The sequence below is a fragment of the Curtobacterium sp. AC268 genome (genome assembly GCF_979258745.1).
In genome coordinates this window covers 2,806,477-2,826,484 of the sequence record NZ_OZ409878.1, presented here as the reverse complement: position 1 = coordinate 2,826,484, position 20,008 = coordinate 2,806,477, and the positions used below count along the sequence as shown (strand labels likewise).

The 20,008-nt window shown below is 71.6% G+C and carries 17 protein-coding genes; 6 read left to right on the top strand and 11 right to left on the bottom strand.

Annotated elements, in window-relative coordinates; translation table 11 throughout:
• Position 1: 1 nt before the first annotated feature.
• The gene (locus ACZZ9K_RS13435) at positions 2-949 is read right to left on the bottom strand and encodes a beta propeller repeat protein (protein ID WP_463444301.1); all 948 of its coding nucleotides are present in this window, start codon (positions 947-949) and stop codon (positions 2-4) included.
• A 14-nt stretch (positions 950-963) separates the two neighbouring features.
• On the bottom strand, positions 964-2,415 hold the full coding sequence (locus ACZZ9K_RS13430; protein ID WP_071248450.1) for a tyrosine-protein kinase domain-containing protein: 1,452 nt from the start codon (positions 2,413-2,415) through the stop codon (positions 964-966).
• A 152-nt stretch (positions 2,416-2,567) separates the two neighbouring features.
• Between ACZZ9K_RS13430 and ACZZ9K_RS13425 the strand changes: the two genes are divergently transcribed.
• Positions 2,568-3,290 (top strand): CPBP family glutamic-type intramembrane protease, encoded by a 723-nt coding sequence (locus ACZZ9K_RS13425; protein WP_301625448.1) that lies wholly within the window; start codon positions 2,568-2,570, stop codon positions 3,288-3,290.
• Between the two features lie 74 nt (positions 3,291-3,364).
• Positions 3,365-4,648, top strand: a complete 1,284-nt coding sequence (locus ACZZ9K_RS13420) for a PP2C family protein-serine/threonine phosphatase (RefSeq protein WP_463444300.1) — start codon at positions 3,365-3,367, stop codon at positions 4,646-4,648.
• 202 nt (positions 4,649-4,850) lie between these two features.
• On the opposite strand, the gene ACZZ9K_RS13415 is transcribed toward ACZZ9K_RS13420, so the two are convergent.
• The 6 genes from ACZZ9K_RS13415 to ACZZ9K_RS13390 form a co-directional block, all read right to left on the bottom strand.
• Positions 4,851-5,489 (bottom strand): TetR/AcrR family transcriptional regulator, encoded by a 639-nt coding sequence (locus ACZZ9K_RS13415; RefSeq protein ID WP_463444299.1) that lies wholly within the window; start codon positions 5,487-5,489, stop codon positions 4,851-4,853.
• 72 nt (positions 5,490-5,561) lie between these two features.
• Positions 5,562-6,233, bottom strand: a complete 672-nt coding sequence (locus ACZZ9K_RS13410) for a response regulator (protein ID WP_110892023.1) — start codon at positions 6,231-6,233, stop codon at positions 5,562-5,564.
• Positions 6,230-7,597: a sensor histidine kinase gene (locus ACZZ9K_RS13405; protein ID WP_463444298.1), complete on the bottom strand. Its 1,368-nt coding sequence runs from the start codon at positions 7,595-7,597 to the stop codon at positions 6,230-6,232. Before ACZZ9K_RS13405 ends, ACZZ9K_RS13410 begins: the two co-directional genes overlap by 4 nt.
• The gene (locus tag ACZZ9K_RS13400) at positions 7,584-8,558 is read right to left on the bottom strand and encodes a CPBP family glutamic-type intramembrane protease (RefSeq protein ID WP_463444297.1); all 975 of its coding nucleotides are present in this window, start codon (positions 8,556-8,558) and stop codon (positions 7,584-7,586) included. The genes ACZZ9K_RS13405 and ACZZ9K_RS13400 overlap by 14 nt, the downstream gene beginning before the upstream one ends.
• A gap of 513 nt (positions 8,559-9,071) precedes the next feature.
• Positions 9,072-9,632 carry an arsenate reductase/protein-tyrosine-phosphatase family protein gene (locus tag ACZZ9K_RS13395; protein WP_463444756.1) on the bottom strand — a complete coding sequence of 187 codons (561 nt, stop codon included), beginning with the start codon at positions 9,630-9,632 and terminating at the stop codon, positions 9,072-9,074.
• Positions 9,633-9,634: 2 nt separating this feature from the next.
• A complete protein-coding gene (locus tag ACZZ9K_RS13390) occupies positions 9,635-10,969 on the bottom strand; it encodes an adenylosuccinate synthase (protein ID WP_463444296.1) in 1,335 nt (444 codons plus the stop codon).
• 208 nt (positions 10,970-11,177) lie between these two features.
• Here ACZZ9K_RS13390 and ACZZ9K_RS13385 point away from each other — a divergent pair, with 208 nt between their 5' ends.
• The gene (locus tag ACZZ9K_RS13385) at positions 11,178-11,351 is read left to right on the top strand and encodes an Rv0909 family putative TA system antitoxin (protein ID WP_463444295.1); all 174 of its coding nucleotides are present in this window, start codon (positions 11,178-11,180) and stop codon (positions 11,349-11,351) included.
• A 105-nt stretch (positions 11,352-11,456) separates the two neighbouring features.
• Here ACZZ9K_RS13385 and ACZZ9K_RS13380 read toward each other — a convergent pair whose 3' ends face one another.
• Both ACZZ9K_RS13380 and ACZZ9K_RS13375 read right to left on the bottom strand, forming a co-directional pair.
• Positions 11,457-11,621, bottom strand: coding sequence for a hypothetical protein (locus tag ACZZ9K_RS13380; protein WP_155896763.1), 165 nt, complete (start codon positions 11,619-11,621; stop codon positions 11,457-11,459).
• A 175-nt stretch (positions 11,622-11,796) separates the two neighbouring features.
• Positions 11,797-15,297: a S8 family serine peptidase gene (locus tag ACZZ9K_RS13375; protein WP_463444294.1), complete on the bottom strand. Its 3,501-nt coding sequence runs from the start codon at positions 15,295-15,297 to the stop codon at positions 11,797-11,799.
• Positions 15,298-15,604: 307 nt separating this feature from the next.
• On the opposite strand from ACZZ9K_RS13375, the gene ACZZ9K_RS13370 reads away from it, so the two are divergent.
• From ACZZ9K_RS13370 to ACZZ9K_RS13360, 3 genes are read left to right on the top strand one after another with little or no spacing between them, the layout of a single operon-like run.
• The gene (locus ACZZ9K_RS13370; protein ID WP_463444293.1) at positions 15,605-16,267 is read left to right on the top strand and encodes a TetR/AcrR family transcriptional regulator; all 663 of its coding nucleotides are present in this window, start codon (positions 15,605-15,607) and stop codon (positions 16,265-16,267) included.
• Positions 16,264-17,034, top strand: coding sequence for a hypothetical protein (locus tag ACZZ9K_RS13365; RefSeq protein WP_463444292.1), 771 nt, complete (start codon positions 16,264-16,266; stop codon positions 17,032-17,034). The genes ACZZ9K_RS13370 and ACZZ9K_RS13365 overlap by 4 nt, the downstream gene beginning before the upstream one ends.
• Positions 17,031-19,112, top strand: coding sequence for a YhgE/Pip family protein (locus ACZZ9K_RS13360; RefSeq protein WP_463444291.1), 2,082 nt, complete (start codon positions 17,031-17,033; stop codon positions 19,110-19,112). The genes ACZZ9K_RS13365 and ACZZ9K_RS13360 overlap by 4 nt, the downstream gene beginning before the upstream one ends.
• A gap of 89 nt (positions 19,113-19,201) precedes the next feature.
• Here the strand turns inward: ACZZ9K_RS13360 and ACZZ9K_RS13355 are convergent, their stop codons facing one another.
• The gene (locus ACZZ9K_RS13355; RefSeq protein WP_463444290.1) at positions 19,202-20,005 is read right to left on the bottom strand and encodes an NAD-dependent epimerase/dehydratase family protein; all 804 of its coding nucleotides are present in this window, start codon (positions 20,003-20,005) and stop codon (positions 19,202-19,204) included.
• Positions 20,006-20,008: the final 3 nt, after the last annotated feature.

The window sequence follows — 20,008 nt, the reverse complement described above, 5'->3', positions numbered from 1 at the left end:
GTCACCACGTCGCCCCACCGTCCGACGAGACCCGGACGGTCGTGCCGTCCCACAGCCACACGTCCTGGCCTGCACGGTCGATGGTGACGGTGTTGTCCGTGTCCGCGCCGTCAGCGCAACCGACCGGCGTGACGGGGGTGCTGGGTGTCACCCCGGCGGCGGGCATCGTCACGAGCTGCACGCCGTCGCACGACGCGACCCCCACGCGGGCCAGCGTGTAGTCGCTGCCGGCGACGGCGATCGAACGCACGCCGCCCATCGGCACGTCGACCCAGGCTTCCTCACCGGTGCGCCACTCGAGTTGGCCGTCGCAGATGACGACCGCGGTCTGCTCGCCCTGGAACGCGTCGATCGGGTCGGCACACGGCGCCTGCTCGGTTCCGCTCGCGAGCACGACACCGTCGGTGCTGATGCCGGCACCGGCTGCGCCGGTCGCCCCGGCTTCCCACGTCACGCCGGCGTCGGTGCTGGTCCGCGCGGTCGTGGTGCAGTCGTCGCCGACGCCCACCAGGATCGAGAGCTCCGCACTGGAGGCCCGGATCGCCATGAGCGATCCGACATCCGTCCCGAGTCCCACCGGAACCCACGTCGCCCCGCCGTCCACCGAGTGTTCCAGCACCGGCCGCGGGCCGCCGCACGATCCACCGGACGCGCGCCACGCCTCCTGGCCGTCGACCGCTGCCAACAGGCGGCGGCCCTGCTGCTTGGTCGACGCGGCGTCTGCGTCGGCGGTCGCGCTGGCCCGCGGTGTCTCGCTCGGATCCGGTGCCTGCGAGAAGGTCGGGATCGGACCCGCCGGTCCGTTCTTTTCGGGCGCGGTGCGGCCCAGGGCGAGCGCGACGAGCACCACGTCGACGACGATCAGCGCCACCACCACGACGGCCACCAGGATGAACGTGGTCCGGGGCAGTGCGCGGCCGAGGCTTCGGGTCCCCCGGCGAGTCTTCATCTGATCGGCCCCGTTCAGCGTCCGGCGCGGCGGAGCACGCCCAGCTTCTTGCCGGCACGCTTCGGCGGGTGCGTCGACGTGGTCACGGTGTTGTCGTCCTCGTCGTGGCCGTAGCTGTAGCCGTAGCCGTAGCGGCCGTGGCCGTAGGCGCCCGGGCCCTTCAGCGGCATCTTCGTCAGGACGAAGCCGGAGACCGGGGCGCCGACGTTCTCGAGGGTGGCGACGGCCGCGGCGAGCTGGCCCTTCAGCGTCTGCCCCGAGGCGACCGCGACGATCGCGCCGGAGGCCTTCTTGGCCAGGATCGCCGCGTCGGTGACGGGCAGCAGCGGCGGGGCGTCGAACAGGACGTAGTCGAACTGCTGCTCGAGCAGGTCGATCAGGTCCTGCATCGCACGCGAGCCGAGCAGCTCGGACGGGTTCGGCGGGATCTGACCGGCGGGCAGCACGACGAGCTTGCCGCGTCCCCACGGGTGAGCCACGTCCTCCAGGTCGGCGCGGCCGATCAGCACGTCGGTCAGACCGGCGTTGCTCTCGACGTCCATGTACTCGGCGACGCGGGGGCGGCGCAGGTCGGCGTCGATCAGGATGACGCGGAACCCGGCGCTGTCCAGGGCGATCGCCAGGTTCGCGACCGTGGTGCTCTTGCCCTCGGACTGCATCGACGAGGTCATGACGAACGTGCGGGCACCGGTGCCGATGTCGAGGAACTGCAGGTTGGTGCGGAGCGTGCGGAACGACTCGGCGCGGGGGCTGCGCGGGTCGACCTGCACGATGAGCGGGCGTTCGGCGGCCTTGGCGTCGAAGGCGATCCCGCCGACGACCGGCTTGTCGCTGATCTTCTCGACGTCGAGCTCGGTGCGGATCCGGTTGTCCAGGGTCTGGCGCAGCACGGCGATGCCGACACCGAGGGCGAGCCCGACGAGCAGCCCGAGCGCGACGTTGACGGGGACGTTCGGGCTGACCGGCGTGCTCGGCACGTCGGCCTGCTTCACGCGGGTGAGCTTGACCGTGCTCTTGCCGCTCGCGTCGGTGGCCTCGATGTCCTGCACGACGTTGGTCAGGCTCTGCGAGGTCGCGTTCGCGATGTTCGCGGCCTGCACCGGATCGGTGCCCTCGACCGAGATGGCGATGAGGGTGGTGCTCGTCGGCGCCGTCGCCGACACCATGGTCGCGAGCTGGTCCGCGTTCATGTCGAGCTTCAGCGACGAGATGACCGGCAGCAGGACGATCGGCGTCGACACCAGGTTCGAGTACGTCAGCACCCGCTGCTGGGTGAACGTGTTGCCCTGCGCCAGGTCGCTGGCGCTGCCGGACGTCTCGGTGGAGACGAAGACCTGCGCCGATGCCGAGTAGACCGGCTTCTTCAGCAGGGAGAACCCTGCGGCTGCGGCCACTCCCACCAGGGCGAGTACGACGATCAGCACCCATCCCTTGCGGAGCACCGTGATGTAGTCGCGGAGTTCCACGCCTTTGCCTTCCCCGATCATGGCCGTCCCCGTGGTCCCGACACAGGCACGCCGGGGTACTCCCAGCGCACGGCATACAAATAGTGCCACAGGAACGAGCACTGCTCGGGGGAAGTCGCCATCCGGCGCGCAGTGTCCTCTACGGTGGCCCCATGCGCTCCGAGCCGGCCCAGACCACCACCGAGCCCAGCGTGCGGCGACAGCGCGACCTCATCGTCATCCTCGTCGCACTCGGCGTCGCCGTGATCCTGACCCGGATCGTCGGACAGGTCACCCGGACTGGGGGCATCCCCTCGCCGGTCCTGCAGGTGCTCGCCGCGGACGCCGCCGTGTGGGTGCCGCTCGTCGTCGCGGCCGCCGTGGTGCTCCGTCGGACCCCGCGTTCGGCGATGGTGTCGCGGCTGCGGCTCGACCTGGGGATCGTGGTCTTCGCGATCGGCATCGTGATCGTGTGCCGCGCGGTGGACGTGTTCCTGTCGATCGCGTTCACGGGGTCGACCGGGCTGGTCCCGGCACCGACGCTCGGCACGCCCGACGTCGGGCTGCTGCTCGTGTCGGCGATCGGCATCGTCATCGTCAGCCCGGTGCTCGAAGAAGTGGTGTTCCGCGGGCTGTTCCAGCGCCGGCTCGCCGCCGAGCTCACGCCCCGCACCCGGTTCCTCGCGGTGCTGGTCACGGCGCTCCTGTTCGCACTGCTGCACCTGCTGCTCGGTGCGGGTGGCACGTCGCTCGGCGGGTTCCAGGTGTTCGTGACGACGTTCCTGCTCGGCCTGCTCACCGGCACGCTCGTCGGGATGACCGACCGCATCGGCGGCGCGATCCTGGCGCACGTGCTGTTCAACGCGGTCGCGGTCGTCGCCACCTGGCCGCGCTGAGCGGCCAGGGCCGCGTCCCCAGATGGGGTCAGAGTCGGTCGCTCAGCAGCCCGGACCACTAGCCTGCACTGAGCATGACTCGCCCAACCAGCATCGTCGACAACCCTCTCGTCCGTCAGGCTCCGATCAGCGGCCTGTTGGCGCTGTCGGCGTTCCTGAGCGTCGTGATGCCGACGCTGGCGATCACCCAGCACCACCTGTTCGTCGCGAGCGTGGTCGGCGTGGTGGTCGCGACGCTGATGAGCGCGATCCCCACGCTCGTGCGCAGCGCGGCCTGGGTGGTGCCGGTCCTGCTCACCGTCGACTTCCTGACGATCGCACTGCTGCGTACCGGGACGGGCTCCGGCTCCTCGCTGTTCACCGCGATCGTGGTGCTCCCGGTGGTCTGGTGGGCGTCGCTCGAGAACCGTCGCACCGTGCTCTTCGCGATCGCGGGCATCGTGCTCGTGATCCTCGCGCCCTACGTCCTGACCCCGTCCGACGCGCCCGGCGCGAGTGAACTCGTCCGCCTGGGCATCCTCGTCGTCGTGTTCGGCACCGTCGCCGTCGTCGTGCACGAGCTCTCCCGTCGCTCGCGCCTGAACCTGCGGTCGGCCGAGGCACGTGAGGGCAAGGTCCGCGCCGAGATCGACCGGGCAGCGGCGGTGCAGCGATCCCTGCTCCCGACGACGACCGGCCGCATCACCCAGGACGTCGTCGTCGCCGGTGCCTGCCTGCCGGCCCGGAGCGTCGGTGGCGACTTCTTCGACTGGTACCCGACGCCGACCGGGGTGGCGGTGAGCCTCGGCGACGTCATGGGCAAGGGCGTCGGCGCGGGGCTGATCGCGGCCGCGGTGCGCGCGACCCTGCGCAGCGCCCGGACCGTCGAGGACCCCGGCGAGGCACTGAAGCGGGCCTCCGACGGGCTGACCGCCGAGGGCGTCGGACCCGACCTCGCCTTCACCACGCTGTTCCACGCCCGGATCTCCGACGACGGCGCCCTCCAGTGGGCGGACGCCGGGCACGGGCTGAGCTTCGTCCTGCGCGCGGACGGTCACGTCGACCGGCTGCGCTCCGGCGACATGCCGCTCGGGCTCGGCATCCGCGAGGAGTGGGCGACGACCCAGGGCGCCCTCGAACCGGGTGACCTGCTCGTCTCGTTCAGCGACGGCGTGCTCGACCTGTACGACGACCTCGACGACACGATCGAGTCCGTCGCCGCGATCGCCCGCGCCGGCCGTGACCCGCACGCGGTCGTCCTCGCACTGTCGGCCCGCGCCGACGAGGTGCCGCACGACGACGACGTCACGGTGATCGCGATCCGCCGGCAGCCCGTCGAGGTGGACACGGAGCGACCGCTCGCGATGCACGCCGACTGACGGCGCGGAACGAGCACGCCGAGTGACGCGGAACGAGCGCACGCGACCGGCGCGGAACGCACGCACGGCCTGCAGAGATTGGTACGCGCCGCCGCTCGAACCCGAATCGTGCGGCGACGCGTGCAGACGGTGAGCGTCTGCCCTCGGACGCCCTAGCGTCCTCGGTCTGTGGGGGGGCGGCCCGACGGGCCACCCCGGAGGGTCAACCGACCCGGTCGAGGTCCCAGAGGGGCGGCACGTACGCACGGGACCAGCCCTCGCGCAGGCGCGTCACGGCGCGGTCGAAGGCCTCGAGCAGGTCCATCTCCGGCCGCACCATCGACTGCAGCTGCAGCCCCTCGTAGGTCGCGAGCAGCTGCTCCGAGCCGCGCGCCGGCTCCATCGTGCCCGGCTCACGGCCGAGCATGACGTCGCGCTCCAGGGCGTGCTGCACGAAGGCGTGGAACCGGCGCCACCGGACGTGCAGCATCGGCGCGAGCGGGTGCTCGGGCGACGCCGCGATGTTCAGCGTCGCCGTCAGGAACCGCATGAGCGACGGGTCGGCCACGTTCGCGGTGACGATCGCACGCAGGAACCGGATGGTGCCGTGCTGCTCGGCCAGGGGCATGAGCGGGACGGTGCGCTCCTCGTTCCACCGGTCGATGGTGGCGAGCAGCAGGCCGTCCCAGCTCGGGAACGTGCGGCCGACGACGTCGGTGTCCACACCGGCCGCAGCCGCGACGACCTCGGGGGTCACCTCGTGCAGCGGACGGGAACGCAACGCCGTGATCATCCCGTGGATGACCTCACCCCGCAGGGCGGTGTCGTCGGAGGTGGTGACCGGCGGCGTTTCGATGTGCATGCATACACTGCACCAGCCCGGAGCGGCCGTGCACAGTCCCCCGAACGGGAACGCGCGTTCCCCGGACAGGCCCTACGGCTGCTCCGGCACCGTCACGATCCGGTTCTGGTACGCCCACACCACGGCCTGCAGCCGCGACCGCACCCCGAGCTTCGGCAGCATCCGCGCCAGGTGCGACTTGACGGTCGACACCTCGAGCACCAGGGCGGCCGCGATCTCCTCGTTCGACATCCCCTGCGCCAGCAGCAGGAGCACCTCGCGCTCGCGGGCGGTCAGCACGCCGTCGGCCCGGTCGCCGGACACCGGCTGCAGGCTCCGCCGTGAAACGAACTCCCGCAGCACCCGCCGGGTCAGGGCCTGGTCGAGCGTGCCGTTGCCGGCGGCGACCTGTCGCACGGCGTCGACGATGGTGTCCGGCTCGGCGTCCTTGAGCAGGAAGCCGGACGCACCGGCCTCGAGCGCCCCGAACACGTAGTCGTCCAGGTCGAACGTCGTCAGCATGAGCGCGGGGATCGCCGGATCGGCGTCCGGCGCACAGAAGATCCGGGCGAGTTCGATGCCGTTCATCACCGGCATTCGGATGTCCAGGCAGGCGACGTCGGGTCGCGTCTCGCGCGCCAGCGCGAGCGCCTCGCCGCCGTCGGCGGCCACGCCGACCACCTCGATGTCCGGCTCCGCGCCGAGGAGCGCGGACACCCCGGCGCGGACCAGGGGCTGGTCGTCCGCGACCAGCACGCGGATCACGCGACCACCCCGGTGCCGTCGGCGGCCTGCGCGGGTGCGGCAGGTGCCTCCCGGCCGAGCGCCAGCTCCACCAGCCATCCGCCGGTCGCGGTCGGGCCGGTCTGGAGGCGCGCGCCGACCAGGTCCGCCCGCTCGCGCATCCCCCGCAGGCCGTTGCCACCCGAGGGAGAGGTCCCCGCTGCCGGGACGGTGGCGGGTGCGTTCTCCACCCGGATCACCACCCGGGTCGCGTCACGGTCGTCGATGGTGACGGTGCACTGGGCGGACGGGGCGTGCAGGGCGGCGTTGGCGAGTGCCTCCTGGACGGTGCGGTAGGCGGCGAGCTGTGCGAGCGGGCCGACGCCGTCGGCCAGCGGACGGTCACCCGGCAGCACGTCGAGCCGGACGTCACTGCGGAACCGGGCGCGTTCGGCCAGGTCGACGATGCCGGCGACCGTCTCGACGGCGCGCTCGGCGGGGGCGTCGTCGCGGAGCAGGCCGACCAGGCGGCGGAGGTCCTCGAGCACGGCGGTGCTCTGCTCCCGGACCTGGCGGGCACCCTCGTGGGCACGCTCCGGGTCCGCGTCGATCCGCCGGTCGATGACGGCGGCCATCAGCGCGATGCCGGACAGGTGGTGCGCGGCGATGTCGTGGAGCTCGCGGGCCATCGCTGCTCGTTCGCGGGACACCGCGGCGTCGACCAGGGCGTCCTGCTCACGGTTCACGGCACTGGCCTCGGCGGTGCGGGCGACGCGGACCTCGCGCCGGGACTGCACGAGCAGGGTGACCAGCAGGGGCAGGCCGACCGCACCGATCGCCTGCAGCACGCCCTGCCCGAGCGACCCGGCAAGGCCCGTCGAGAAGTCGCCGCGGAACGCACCACCGGCGACGGCGGACAGCACCGCGCTGCCGGCGGCGACCAGCGCCCCGGCGACCAGGAGCGTCGGCCACAGGCGGGCCAGCGGGACACGGAGTGCTGCGAGGACGACGGCGACGACCACGGGCAGTGCGGTGAGGCCGAACAGGTCGGACGACTCCGGGGCGAGCGCCGCGACCACCACCGGCAGGGCGGCGATGACGATCAGTACGGTGCGCGGTGCCCGACGGGCGGCGAGCAGGGCGGCCGACTGGACCACCAGGCCGAGCGCCAGGACGCTCCAGGCCAGGGTGAACGGTGCGGGCGCCCGCAGCGCCAGGGCGGCACCGTCGGGCTCGAGGGCGTCCAGGGGTGGCAGGCCGAGCAGCAGCCCGAGGGCGACGACGGCCGTGCCGAGGGCGACGAAGACGTCGACGCGGCGGGCGCGCTGCGTTGCCGGCTCGGCCGGTGCGCGCTGCGCTGCCGGCTCGGCCGGTGCGCGCAGCGCGTCGTGCTCAGCGGGTGCCATCGTTGGATCCTACGAGGCGGGCGCGGGCGGGGACCGGTGCGTCGAGGGGCAGGGCGCGTCGGGCGGGGTCGTAACCCAGGCGGCCACGGGTCGCGACGAGGAGCACCACGGCGGCGATGGTCGACATGATGGTCAGGCCGATCATCAGCGTGCCGGCGGTCATGCTCGGGTACATCTCGGGGAACAGCGTCGAGATCGTGTTGTTCACGCCGACGTGCAGCAGCAGGGCCAGGGGCAGGCTCTCGCGGGTCTTGTTGAAGACCTGGATCATCACGACGTTGAAGGTGATGGTGAACAGGGCGAACACGACGGGCTCGCTCCAGTGCGCGTTCGGCCAGCCGCCCCAGTCGCTGAAGTACAGCGGCATGTGCCAGAGCGCCCAGATCGGGCCGAGGATCGCGGCGGCACCGAGGCCCCCGAAGCGGTGCTGCAGGCGGGGCAGGGCGAAGTCGCGCCAGCCGGGCTCCTCGCTCAGGCCGGTCGAGAACAGCTGGATGATCAGCCCGGGGACGAGCATGGCGAAGGCCAGGGCCGAGGGGGCCCGCACGTCACCACCGGCGAACGGCAGCGCGGACACGACGATCAGGGCCGGCACGACGACGAGTGCCAGCGCGTACCAGTACCAGGCGACCCGCCAGCGGAACAGCCGTCCGACCCAGCGGCGGAGCCCCGCGCGACCGTCGGCGACCGCGGTGACGATGAACGCGCTGCCCAGCGGGCCGAGGAGCGCCCCGGGCAGGACGCCCGTGAACTGCGCGCTGCCCAGGACCTCGGGGAAGTGGATGTCCCACACGCCCATGCCGTGCGGCGACAGGATGTACGGCACCCACGCGAGCCAGCTCAGGCCGAGTGCCATGGTGAAGAAGGACACGAGCGGGTGCCGGGCGATGAGGCCGCGGACACCCCCTCGGTCGCGGGCTGCGGTGCCGGCGGTGGGCCGGACTTCGGTGGTGTTCGTCATGCACACGACGCTAGGAACCAGTGCGCTCGGGGACGACCGGCTTCGGGATGCACCTGCGGGAGTTCCATCGAAGGATGCAAGTGCGCTGCTGGCCGGTCCGGTCCCGTCCGGTCCGGTCGCCGTGGTGGCCGGCCGTGCTTCGCCGAGGTGCACCGGCCTTGCTTCGCCGGGGTGAGGAACACGCCGTCGTCATCGCTCGACGCCCCGTCGTGCTCGAGACGCCGCCATGTTCGGAGGCGTCTCGAGCACTCGGCGGCGCCTTCGTCCGACGACGGCGTCTTCCGAACCGACTCGGCCCGCGGGACGCCGGCGTCTCGCGGCTCTGTTCAGGCGTCGCGCTGCGCAGCCACGTGCGCCAGGACGACGGGGTCCGCGCAGCCGCAGGACTCGCACCGTGCTGCGTCCCTCAGCCCGTGCGAGCTTGCTCGCTCAGTGCGCCGCTACAGCCCTGCACCAGGCCGCCAACCTCGCACCGGGCGAACAACCACGCACCGTGCGCGGCGCAACGCAGCGTCAGCGCAGCGTTGCCCGAAGTGCGTCGGCGATGAGCGTCAGCGCCGCGTCGAGCTCGTCGGCGACGCGCTGGTGGGTCGCCGTCGAGCGACGGTAGGGGTCGTCCACGTCGTCGTCGGCCGGGTCGGCTGGCGGCGGGACGGTGCCGCGCAACCGGGCGACGCGCTCCACGAGCTGCTGCGGGGTCGTCACGTCGGCCAGGTCACCGGCCTCGAGGCCGGCGAGCACCCGCGCGAACTGCTTGATCGTGAAGGTCCGCTTGGACGCCCGGGGCGCCAGGGAGACGGCGGCTGCACGGTGCGATCGCTCGGCGGTCAGCACCAGGTCGGCGCGCTCGACGATCTCGGCCGTCAGGTACCGCGACCGGTGGACCGAGGGATCTCCGCCGAGCCGCACGGACTGCTCGGCCGCGGCGGCGTCCATCGGGGCGCCGTCGTCGGCGATGGTGCCGGCCGACTCGACCACGAACGCCGGAGCGTCCGGGCCGAGCCGTGCCGTCAGGACCTGCGCGCCGAGCGGGGACCGGCAGATGTTGCCGCTGCAGACGAACAGGATCCGCATCGTCACGCTGCGTCGGTGCGTTCGCCGGCGCGCTCGGCGGCACGTTCGTCGGCACCGAGCAGGTCGTGCCGCACGACGATGGCGTCACGGCCGGGGCCGACGCCGATCGCGGAGATCCGTGCGCCGGACATGGCCTCGATCGCCAGGACGTAGTCCTGCGCGTTCTTCGGCAGGTCGTCGAAGGTGCGGGCTCCGGTGATGTCCTCGGTCCAGCCGGGGAACTCCTGGTACACCGGCTTCGCGTGGTGGAAGTCGGACTGGTTGACCGGGACCTCGTCGACACGGACGCCGTCGACCTCGTACGCGACGCACACCGGGATCGTCTCGAGCCCGGTCAGGACGTCGAGCTTGGTGAGCACGAAGTCGGTCACACCGTTGATGCGTGCCGTGTAGCGGGCGATCGGGGCGTCGTACCAGCCACAGCGGCGCGGGCGGCCGGTGGTGGTGCCGAACTCGAAGCCGTTGGCGCGCAGGAACTCGCCCGACTCGTCGAACAGCTCGGTCGGGAACGGGCCTGCGCCGACGCGGGTCGTGTACGCCTTGACGATGCCGATGATCCGCTCGAGCTTGCCCGGGCCGATGCCGGAACCGGTCGCGGCGCCACCGGCGGTCGCTGACGACGAGGTGACGAACGGGTAGGTGCCGTGGTCGACGTCGAGCATCGTGGCCTGGCCGGCTTCGAACAGGACGGTCTCGCCACGCTCCAGGGCACGGTGGATCTCGAGGGCGGTGTCGGCGACCATCGGGCGCAGGCGCTCGGCGAACGAGAGCAGCGACTCGACGACTTCTTCCGGGTCGATGGCGCGGCGGTTGAAGACCTTGACCAGCAGGTGGTTCTTCTGGTCGAGCGCGGCCTCGACCTTCTGGCGCAGGATGTTCTCGTCGAAGATGTCCTGGATCCGGATGCCGACGCGGTTGATCTTGTCGGCGTACGTCGGGCCGATGCCGCGACCGGTGGTACCGATCTGGCGCTTGCCCAGGAACCGCTCGGTCACCTTGTCGACGGTGCGGTGGTAGTGCGTGATGACGTGGGCATTGGCCGACACGAGCAGCTTCGAGACGTCGACACCCCGGGCGCGCAGGGCGTCGAGCTCCTGGAACAGCACCTCGAGGTCGACGACGACGCCGTTGCCGATGATCGGGGTCACGCCGGGCGTCAGGATGCCGGAGGGCAGCAGGTGCAGGGCGTACTTCTCGCCGCCGACGACGACGGTGTGGCCGGCGTTGTTGCCGCCGTTGAACTTCACGACGTAGTCGATGCGGGAGCCGAGGAGGTCGGTGGCCTTCCCCTTGCCCTCGTCGCCCCACTGGGCGCCGATGATGACTGCTGCGGGCATCTGGTTCTCCTCACGTTGGCGGAGGACCGCACACGGCCGTCCGGGCCGGTGGTCCACCCGAGTCTATCGGCTGGTCACCTGCGCGTCACCCGCCGTGACGCCCTGTGGACCGTGGGCCCCTTGTCCACATCCAGCGCACCTGGGTGTACTTGCGGAGCGGTCGGAGCACGGTCGGACCCGTCCAGGTCCACCAGGGAAGGAGCACGACATGAGCGGCATCGGAGACAAGGCGGAGGACTTCGCCGACAGCGACACGGGCGAGAAGGCCACGGACGCCGGCCTCGACAAGGCGGGCGACGCGGCCGACAAGGCGACCGGCGGCGGGCAGGGCGACCAGATCGGCAAGGCCGAGGACGCGGCCGACGGCACGATCGGCAAGTGACGTCCGAGACGCCACCGACGTACGGACGGGAGGCGCGGTGCCAGCTGGCACCGCGCCTCCCGTCTGTCTGGTCGGTGCGTCCCGGATCGCCCGGCCGACCCCGGATCAGCTCCGGAAGAAGTCCTGGTACGACGGGTCACCGACGGGCTGGGAGTGCCCGGGCTCGGCCAGGCGCTGCTCGATCATGGCCTGGATGACGTCCGGCGGAGTGAGTCCACGACGGCGCCACTCGACCGGGTTGGACCGGAGCTGGTTCAGCGTGTTCTGCATGTGAGCCACACTGGCACCGCTTCACTAGTTTGTCTAACTACCTGTCCTGAACACGCGTTCTCCTGCTCCACCCGGTGTGCGCCGAGGCGCTTCGTGTGCAGAAGAGGTCGGATCCCCCTTCGGGACCCGACCTCTTCTGCTCACCAGGTGACGCGCGAGCGGCGCGCACCCTGGCCTAGCGGCGCGTGACCTTCGGGGTCGCTGCGGACTTGGCAGTGCCGTCCACGTACCCGGAGGCGTGCGCGGTCACCCGCACGCTCATGCGGTGCCCGACGTCGGACGAGCCGACGTTGTACTTCGTGCCCGTGGCCGACTTGACGACCTTGCCGTCACGGAGCCACTGGTACTTGTACGTCGCCTTCGTCGTGCTCCAGGTGCCGTGCTTCGCGGTGAGGGTCGAGCCGACCTTCGCCTTCCCGCTCACCGTCACCTTGCTGCCCTTGGCCAGCGCCAGCGTCGGCGGGATCACCTTGATGGTCGACGTGTCGGCCTGCTTGCCCGCCGCGTTGTCGAGGTGGAGCACCAGCACCGTCGCCTTGGTGACACCCGACGCACGGGTGACCGTGAGCGAATCGGCGTCGGCGAACAGCACGCCGGTGGCGCCGTCCTGCGAGAACGACAGCTTCGGCTTCGACGGGTCGAAGGTGGCCGCCTTGGTCTCGTCCACCACCGAGGACCCGCTGGTGGCGGCACCCGGCGCGTAGGCCGACTCGGTCAGCACGGTGTAGTCGAACGCCTTCGACGCACCGATGGCCGATGCTCCGACGGTCAGCACTTTCACCGAGCTGTCGAAGGTGTTGACGTCCTGTCCGGGCGCCCCGCCGTTGAGCGGCTGCGCGTCGACCGTCTTGCCCGTCGCCAGGTCGACCGTCGTGGCGAGCGTGGCGTCGACCGTGGCCGACTTCGCGTCGTACACCAGGTAGTCGGGCTCGCCGTCACGGTTCGTGTCGATGAGGACCTCGACGTTGGTGACGGCCCCGGGGTTCGCGTCCGGACCAGCGGTCTGCACGCCGAACGCCAGGGTTCCCGACGCCTTGTCGTACGACGCACCGTAGGAACGGACGTCGGCGGCCTGCAGCGAACGCGTCGCCGAACCCTCGGGGAACGACTCGGCCGGGTCGGTGCCACCGAGCACGAACGGAGCGACGGCGGCGTGGTACCCGGTCGTCAGTCCTCCCTGGTCGAGCGTGCGGCCCTTGAGCGTCAGCTCGGCCGACCTGCCCGGCCCCGTGAACGAGACCGTGGTCCGGGCCCGCACGGCGCTGACGGGCTTCGGGGCCACGTAGGCCCCGAGGCGCATCGGGTTGAGCGAGCTGTCGGTCGGTGCGAACGCCACGATGCCGGAGGCGGCTGCCACGAACTCGCGCTGGTAGCCCTGCTGCACGGCTTCCTGGGTCGGGTCGATGACGCGACGGAGCTTCGTCGGGTCGGCGACCGAGAACGTGAGCGTGACCGACGCGGTGCCGTTGGCGGGCACCGTGACCTGCTTCGAGCTGAGCGCGAACGTCACGCCCGGCTGCGTCACCTGCGGCTGGTACGACACGTTGTACGTGTGCGCCTTGCCGTCGGTGTTGTCGATGCGCAGGGTGCGGCGCTCGCTCGTCTTGCCGGCGACCTCGACGACACCGAACGACGCGGTGACGAGCTGGTCGTTCTCGGTGCTGCGGACCGTGGTGCCGGCGGTGACCGCCTGCAGCGCGTCCACGCGACCGGTGCCCTGGCGGAGCAGGGTGGCCGAACGGTTGCCGTCCTTGACGTCGTGCGTCGCGGTGTTCATCAGGGCCGCCTTGACCTGCGGGGCGGACCAGGTCGGGTGCGACTGGAACGTCAGCGCCGCGATGCCCGCGACGTCGGGCGTGGCCATCGAGGTGCCGCTCATCGACATGCGGCCGTCACCGGTGCCGTTGGCCGCCGAGATCACGTTGACCCCGGGGCCGGCGATGTCCGGCTTGACGATGTCGTCGAACGACCCGTGCACGCCACGGCTGGTGAACGACGCGAGCGTGTTCACGGCGTCCGCCTCGATCGCGACCTCGAAGCCCTTGAGCTCGTCCGCGAAGCGCACGTGCAGGGTCCCCGCCTTCGCGGTGGCCTGGAGGCTCGCCACGCTCTTCGCGGTCAGCTCGGCACCCGGGATGGTCGCGTTGCCACCGATGCCGGATTCGAACGTGTCGAGCGTGCCCGCCAGCAGGACACCGACGCCGCCGGCAGCCTGGACGTTGTTGAAGCGCACGGCGGAACCGCACTCGAGCGCGGCGTCCGTCCACTTCAGCCAGACGACCTTGCCCTTGATCTTCGCGGCGTCGGCGGCGCCGAACGCGGCACAGCCGTCGATGTTCGCGGTCGGGACGACGACGTCGCCCTCGACGGGCAGGGTGCCCGTGAAGTTGGACGAGTACTGCGAGCGGTAGGTCTTCGCGACGTCGGCCGGTGCGGTGACCTGGACGCCGTCGTAGAGCGACTGGCCGGTGGCGCTCGCGGCGACGGTGAGCGCGCCCTCGGCGTTGCCCGGCGAACCACCGATGTCGGTGAAGTCGTCGGCGTTGCCCGAGGCGATCACGGGGAGCACGCCGCGAGCGGTCAGTGCGTCGATCTTGGCGTTGTCGGGGTCGTCCGGTGCGCCGTAGTCGGAGCCGAGCGACAGGTTCAGGACGTTGATGTCCTTGCCCTGGGTGAGCGCCTGGCCCACCCAGTCGAGCGCGGCACCGGTGACGTCGGTCGAGCCGCCGTTGTCGCCGAAGACCTTCAGGGCGTACAGGCCGGCCTCGGGCGCGGTGCCCGGGCCGATCCACATGTCCTGCACCTGCTGCGTGGTGAGCTTGGTGTAGTCGCCGTCGAACCGCTGCTTGTCGGCGGTCAGGCCGTAGCCGGCGATCGACCCGGACACGTGGGTGCCGTGGTCGCCGCCCGTGCCGTCGATCGGGTTGTCGTCGGGGGCCGGCACCGGGTCGTAGGTGTTCGGGTCCGTCGGGTCGGCGTTGTAGGTCGCACCGGCGAAGTCGTACCCGCCGAGGAACTTCGACGCGTCGTACAGGCTGGGGTCCGGGGCGCCGCCGCTCGCGTTCGCCAGGGCCTGCTGGTACGCCTCGGTGGTGCCGGGGCCGCCGAAGTCGGCCTGCGTGTAGTCGAGACCGGTGTCGAGGACGGCGACGTTGACGTCCTTGCCGGTGTGGCCGGTCTGCTGCCAGGCGTTGAGCGAGCGCGTGTAGACGTCGCTCGCGGCGTTCTTCGGCGCGACGCCGTCGGCACCGGGCTGGACCAGGCTGGGGTCGACGCCCGAGGGAGCGGCGTCGGCGTTCTCGTTGACCGTCGGCTCGACGATCTTCTTCGGCGTGAGCGGGATGATGCTCTCGACGTCGGAGCGCTCCGCGATCTGCCGGAACGCGTCGACGTCGGCGACGACCGCGACTCCGGGGACGGTGTACTCGGTCGAGTAGAGCTCGGTCGCCCGGGCGTCGGCGCGCTTGACGGCCGACCGCACCGCGGCGACGGTCGACTGGATCGCCTCGACGCGGTTCTTGGCTGCGGAGGACTGGGTCCGCGACTTCGTCAGGTCCCCGCCCTTCGCCTTGGCGTCCACTTCGAGGGCACCCTGGCCGGTCGTGCGCACGAACGCGGCGACGGTCTTCGTCGGCTTGGCGTCACGGAGCGGGGCGGAGAGCTTGAGGTCGGCCACCGAGATCCCGGCCGGAGCTGCGGAGGCCGCGCCCCCGACTGCGAGACCGCCACACGCGAGGGCCGCGACGGCGATGCCGGCGGTCAGGACGCGGGTGAAGCGATGGGGTGTTGGGTTCGGGTCGGGAATCGGTGTTGCACGGTTCAAAGAGGGCACTCCAGGCTCAGTCCGTGGTTCGCATGAGATTCCTGTGAAGCTATGCGTTCGTTCTCAGGCAGGACAGTCCGCTCTTTGGGGGACTCCCCTCGTCCGGGGGACGGAACCTGTTAAGTTGCACACCTATGTGCACGTTATTACGATGGGGTGCGTGACCACCACCGAGCAGCCCTCCCGCGCGCCCCGCCGCGACGCCACGGAGAACCGGGCAGCCCTCCTCGACGCGGCGAAGACCTGCCTGCAGCACGACCCGGATGCCTCGATCGAGACGATCGCCGCCTCCGCCGGCCTCTCGCGTCGTGCGGTGTACGGACACTTCCCCTCGCGCGACGACCTGGTGCGCGAGGTCGTGACCGCCGGCGCCGCCCGGATCGCCGCCGCCATGCCCACCACCTCGGACCTGCAGGAGCTCCCGCCGGCCGCACGCCTCGCCGCCATCGCCGTGACGCTCTGGAGCGAGGTGTCGCACGTCCGCTCGATGGCCAGGGTCGCCGTGCGCAGCCCCTTCGCCGAACCCGTCGCCGAGGTGTTCGCACCGTTGCGCTCGCAGGTGCGTCAGGCGTGCGCGCTCGGGATCGCCGACGGCGCCATGCGCGACGACGTCGACCCCGAGACCCTCGGCCGTCTGGTCGAGGGTGCGTGCATCGCCGTCCTCGACGAGGCCACCCGTTCCGGCACGAGCGACGAGGACGGACGGCGCATGGTGGTGGTGTCGGCGCTGGGCATGGCCGGCATCGACTGGCGCACCGCACTGCTCTCCGAACCCGCTGCTCCCGCTCCCGCTCCCGCCTCTGCCCCGAAGGACCACGCATGACGCTCGAACTCGACCACGTCGGCATCGGCGAGGAGCCCGGCGCGCCCCTGCCCGTCGTCTCCGCCGTCGCTGCCCCCGGACGCCCGGGGGTCCTCGCCGTCGAGACCGAGCAGGCACCCGTCCTCGCGTCACTCGTCGCCGGTGGCCGCATGCAGCCCGACACCGGCCGCCTGCTGCTCGACGGCCACGAGGACCCGGCAGCCGTCCGGCGCGCGTTCGCCCTGGTCGACACCCCCGGTGTCGCCGAGCCCTTCCCCGTCATGACCCTGAAGCAGATCGTGCGCGAGGAGCTCGCGTTCGCCGCACAGCGCCCGAACCGCGAGCACGTCGACACCGTGCTCGACGAGCTCGGACTGCGGGACTACGTCGACACCGCCGTGCAGCGGGTGCCGACCGCCGTGCGCATCCGACTGCTCGTCGAACTCGCCCTGCTCCGCGACGGTGTGACCGGCATCGTGATCACCTCGCCCGAGCGGCACGGCGGCGCCGTCGAGGACTGGTTCCAGGTGGTCCGCGACGTCGCACGACGGGGCGTGACCGTGGTCCTCGTGACCTCGAAGGCCGCCGCCACGACCGTCGAGCACCTGCTCGACACGATCGACACGCACGACGACGCCGAGACGCACGACGACGTCGCGACGCTCGTGACGCCCCAGACCGAGGACCCCGAGGACGTGGCCCGAACCGACGGAACCGAGCCGGGCCTCCCGGCCGCTCCTTCCGTCACCGAAGCATCCGCAACCGTCCCGACGGAGGCACAGAAGTGACCACCACCTCGCTCGTCCGCGCAGAACTCGCGCGGCTCACCGCGACCCCGCTCGCACGCCTGGCGTTCATCGCGCTGATGATCGTGCCGCTGCTGTACGGCGGCGCCTACCTGTGGGCGAACCGCGACCCCTACGCGAAGCTCGACCAGATCCCCGCCGCGATCGTGAACCTCGACGCCGGCGCCACGCTGGACGGCGAGCACGTCGACTACGGCAAGGACGTCACGAAGGAGGCCATCGACGGCGCCGACTTCAAGTGGACGAAGACGAGCGCCACCGATGCCCGTTCCGGCGTCCGCAACGGCACCTACGACTTCGTCGTCACCATCCCGCACGACTTCTCCGAGCACCTGGTGTCCGCGCAGTCCGACGACCCGACGCAGGCGAAACTCGTCATGACGACGGCCGACACGAACTCGTACCTGGCGTCGACCATCGCCGAGCAGGCGGGCAAGACCATGCGCACCGCCGTCGCCGAGCGCGTCGGCAAGCAGGCGGCGAAGACCCTGCTCGTCGGACTCGCCGACGTGCGGGACAGCCTCGGCGACGCCGTCGACGGGGCCGATGAACTCGCGTCCGGAACCGCCAAGGCGGACTCGGGCGCGCACCAGCTCGCCGACGGCACCGGCAAGCTGTCGTCCGGCGCGGCGGAGCTCGCGTCCGGCACGGCCGACCTGCCGTCGCAGACCCAGCAGCTGAACAGCGGCGCACAGCAGGTGGCGTCGGGGGCGTCGACCCTGGCGTCCGGGCTGGCCAGCGCGCAGCAGCAGACGGCGGCGCTGCCGTCGCAGACGCAGCAGTTGAACAGTGGGGCGCAGCGGGTCGCGGCCGGCAACAAGCAGCTCGCCGACACGGTCGACTCGTACAGCGCCGACGTCGATTCGCTCCGACCCCTCGACGCCCAGACCGTGATCTCGGGCATCACCGACAACCTGCCCGAGGGTGTCGAGCTCACCGAGGAACAGCAGGCTGCCCTGCAGGCGACCGTCACCGACGCCGTCACCCGGGTCAACACCGCCGGCGCCTCTGCGAAGAGCACCTACGAAACGACGAAGTCCTCGGTGGACAAGCTCCGTGACGGCTCCGCACAGGTTGCGGCCGGCACGTCGTCGCTCGCCTCCGCGGCGCCGACGCTCGCGTCCGGCATCTCCTCGGCGGCGACAGGGGCATCCACCCTCGCATCGGGGGCCGCCCAGGTGGCGGACGGCACGTCGAAGCTGGCTTCGGCCGCTCCGACGCTGTCGTCCGGGGCGTCGCAGCTCGCGACCGGTGCGAAGACCGCCGACCAGGGCGCGTCATCACTCGCGTCAGGGCTCGACAAGCTCACGACCGGGTCGTCGAAGCTCGCGTCGTCGCTCGACGAGGGCCGCACGAAGATCCCGGCGTCGAACGCCTCGGAGCGTGAGTCGCAGGCCTCGGTCATCTCCGACCCGGTCAAGGTCGGGGACGACAACGTCGCCGCCGCGTCGAACTACGGTGCCGGTCTCGCGCCGTTCTTCATCTCGCTCGCGGCCTGGATCGGCATGTACGCGCTGTTCCTCATCCTCAAGCCGATCTCCAAGCGTGCGATCACGGCGGTGCGGAAGCCCCTCGCGGTGGTGTTCGGCGGCTGGCTGACCCCGGCGCTCCTCGGCCTGGTGCAGATGGTGGCGCTGTTCTTCATCGTGCGTTTCGCCCTCGACCTGAACGTCGTGCACGTCGGCGGCACGATCGGGATCATGGTGCTGGCCTCGGCGACCTTCGCGGCGATCATCATGGCGCTCAACGTGCTGCTCGGATCGGTGGGGCAGTTCCTCGGCCTGGTGCTCATGCTCGTGCAGCTCGTCACCGCCGGCGGGACGTTCCCGTGGCAGACGCTGCCGGGGCCGTTGGCGGCGCTGCACTTCGCGCTGCCGATGACGTACTCGGTCGACGCGATCCGGCAGACGATGTACGGCGGGAACCTCGGCGCCGCGTGGTCCGACGCCGGCGTGCTGCTGTGCTGGCTGCTCGGGGCGCTCCTGGTGTCCTTCGTGGTCACCGCGCGACAGACCCGTTCCCGCACGCTGCGCGACCTGCGCCCGAGCCTGATCGGGTAGCGCGGCGCGCCGGGCGCCGTCGCGCGGGGCGCGGCACGCTTCGTGAGCAGAAGAGGTCGGGTGACGTCAGGTCACCCGACCTCTTCTGCTCACGAAGTACGTTCGCCGAGCGGCTGGTGCACCATCCCGCCGCCGAGGGTGCGCAGGTCATCGGTCGGCAGGGCAGCACGGGCGTCTGCATCGAGCACAGCGGAGGCGTCGTCGAGGGGGTGGAACCCGATGCGCTCCCCGGCGGACAGGTCAGCCGGCGACCCGGTGTTCCGCGACAGGGCCCAGACCACGTGGTGCCCGGGGTCGCGGAGCGCCACGGTCGCGAGCACCAGGCGCGTCAGGTCGTCGGGCGAGGTCCACATGAGCAGCCCCCGGGTCGTCGGCGGCAACGCACCGAACGCGCCGATCCGCGCGGACACGATCGACATCTCGTACCGATCGGCGAACAGGCTGCCGAGCAGTTCCATCGCCGCCTTCGTCACGCCGTAGTACGTGTCCGGACGGGGCAGCCGGTCGCCGGGCACGCTCTCCGGCTGGTCGAGGGGTTCGGGCACCAGCCCCACCGCGTGGATCGAGCTGGCCTGCACCACCCGGAGCACCCCGGCGGCGGCCGCCCGTTCCAGCACGTTCTTCGTGCCGGTCAGGTTCGCCGCGATCAGGTCGTCCCAGGCGGCCTCGGTCGGGATGCCCGCCAGGTGCACCACGGTGTCGACCCCGGCGAGCGCATCGTCCACCGCCGCCGGGTCGTTCACCGAACCGGGCACGAACCGTTCCCCGGCGACGATCGGATCGTGGGGTCGCTGTTCGTCGAGCAGCACGAGGTCGTGTCCCGCGGACCGCAGTCGAGGACGCAGGGCGCTCCCGATGCGACCCGCGGCTCCGGTGATGAGCAGCGTCGCCATGCC

Coding starts and splice junctions, on each gene's coding strand:
- ACZZ9K_RS13400 (WP_463444297.1), bottom strand. CDS start 8,558: ATGACGAACACCACCGAAGTCCGGCCCACCGCCGGCACCGCAGCCCGC.
- ACZZ9K_RS13365 (WP_463444292.1), top strand. CDS start 16,264: ATGACGCTCGAACTCGACCACGTCGGCATCGGCGAGGAGCCCGGCGCG.
- ACZZ9K_RS13435 (WP_463444301.1), bottom strand. CDS start 949: ATGAAGACTCGCCGGGGGACCCGAAGCCTCGGCCGCGCACTGCCCCGG.
- ACZZ9K_RS13380 (WP_155896763.1), bottom strand. CDS start 11,621: ATGCAGAACACGCTGAACCAGCTCCGGTCCAACCCGGTCGAGTGGCGC.
- ACZZ9K_RS13385 (WP_463444295.1), top strand. CDS start 11,178: ATGAGCGGCATCGGAGACAAGGCGGAGGACTTCGCCGACAGCGACACG.
- ACZZ9K_RS13355 (WP_463444290.1), bottom strand. CDS start 20,005: ATGGCGACGCTGCTCATCACCGGAGCCGCGGGTCGCATCGGGAGCGCC.
- ACZZ9K_RS13395 (WP_463444756.1), bottom strand. CDS start 9,632: ATGCGGATCCTGTTCGTCTGCAGCGGCAACATCTGCCGGTCCCCGCTC.
- ACZZ9K_RS13405 (WP_463444298.1), bottom strand. CDS start 7,597: ATGGCACCCGCTGAGCACGACGCGCTGCGCGCACCGGCCGAGCCGGCA.
- ACZZ9K_RS13390 (WP_463444296.1), bottom strand. CDS start 10,969: ATGCCCGCAGCAGTCATCATCGGCGCCCAGTGGGGCGACGAGGGCAAG.
- ACZZ9K_RS13420 (WP_463444300.1), top strand. CDS start 3,365: ATGACTCGCCCAACCAGCATCGTCGACAACCCTCTCGTCCGTCAGGCT.
- ACZZ9K_RS13425 (WP_301625448.1), top strand. CDS start 2,568: ATGCGCTCCGAGCCGGCCCAGACCACCACCGAGCCCAGCGTGCGGCGA.
- ACZZ9K_RS13415 (WP_463444299.1), bottom strand. CDS start 5,489: ATGCACATCGAAACGCCGCCGGTCACCACCTCCGACGACACCGCCCTG.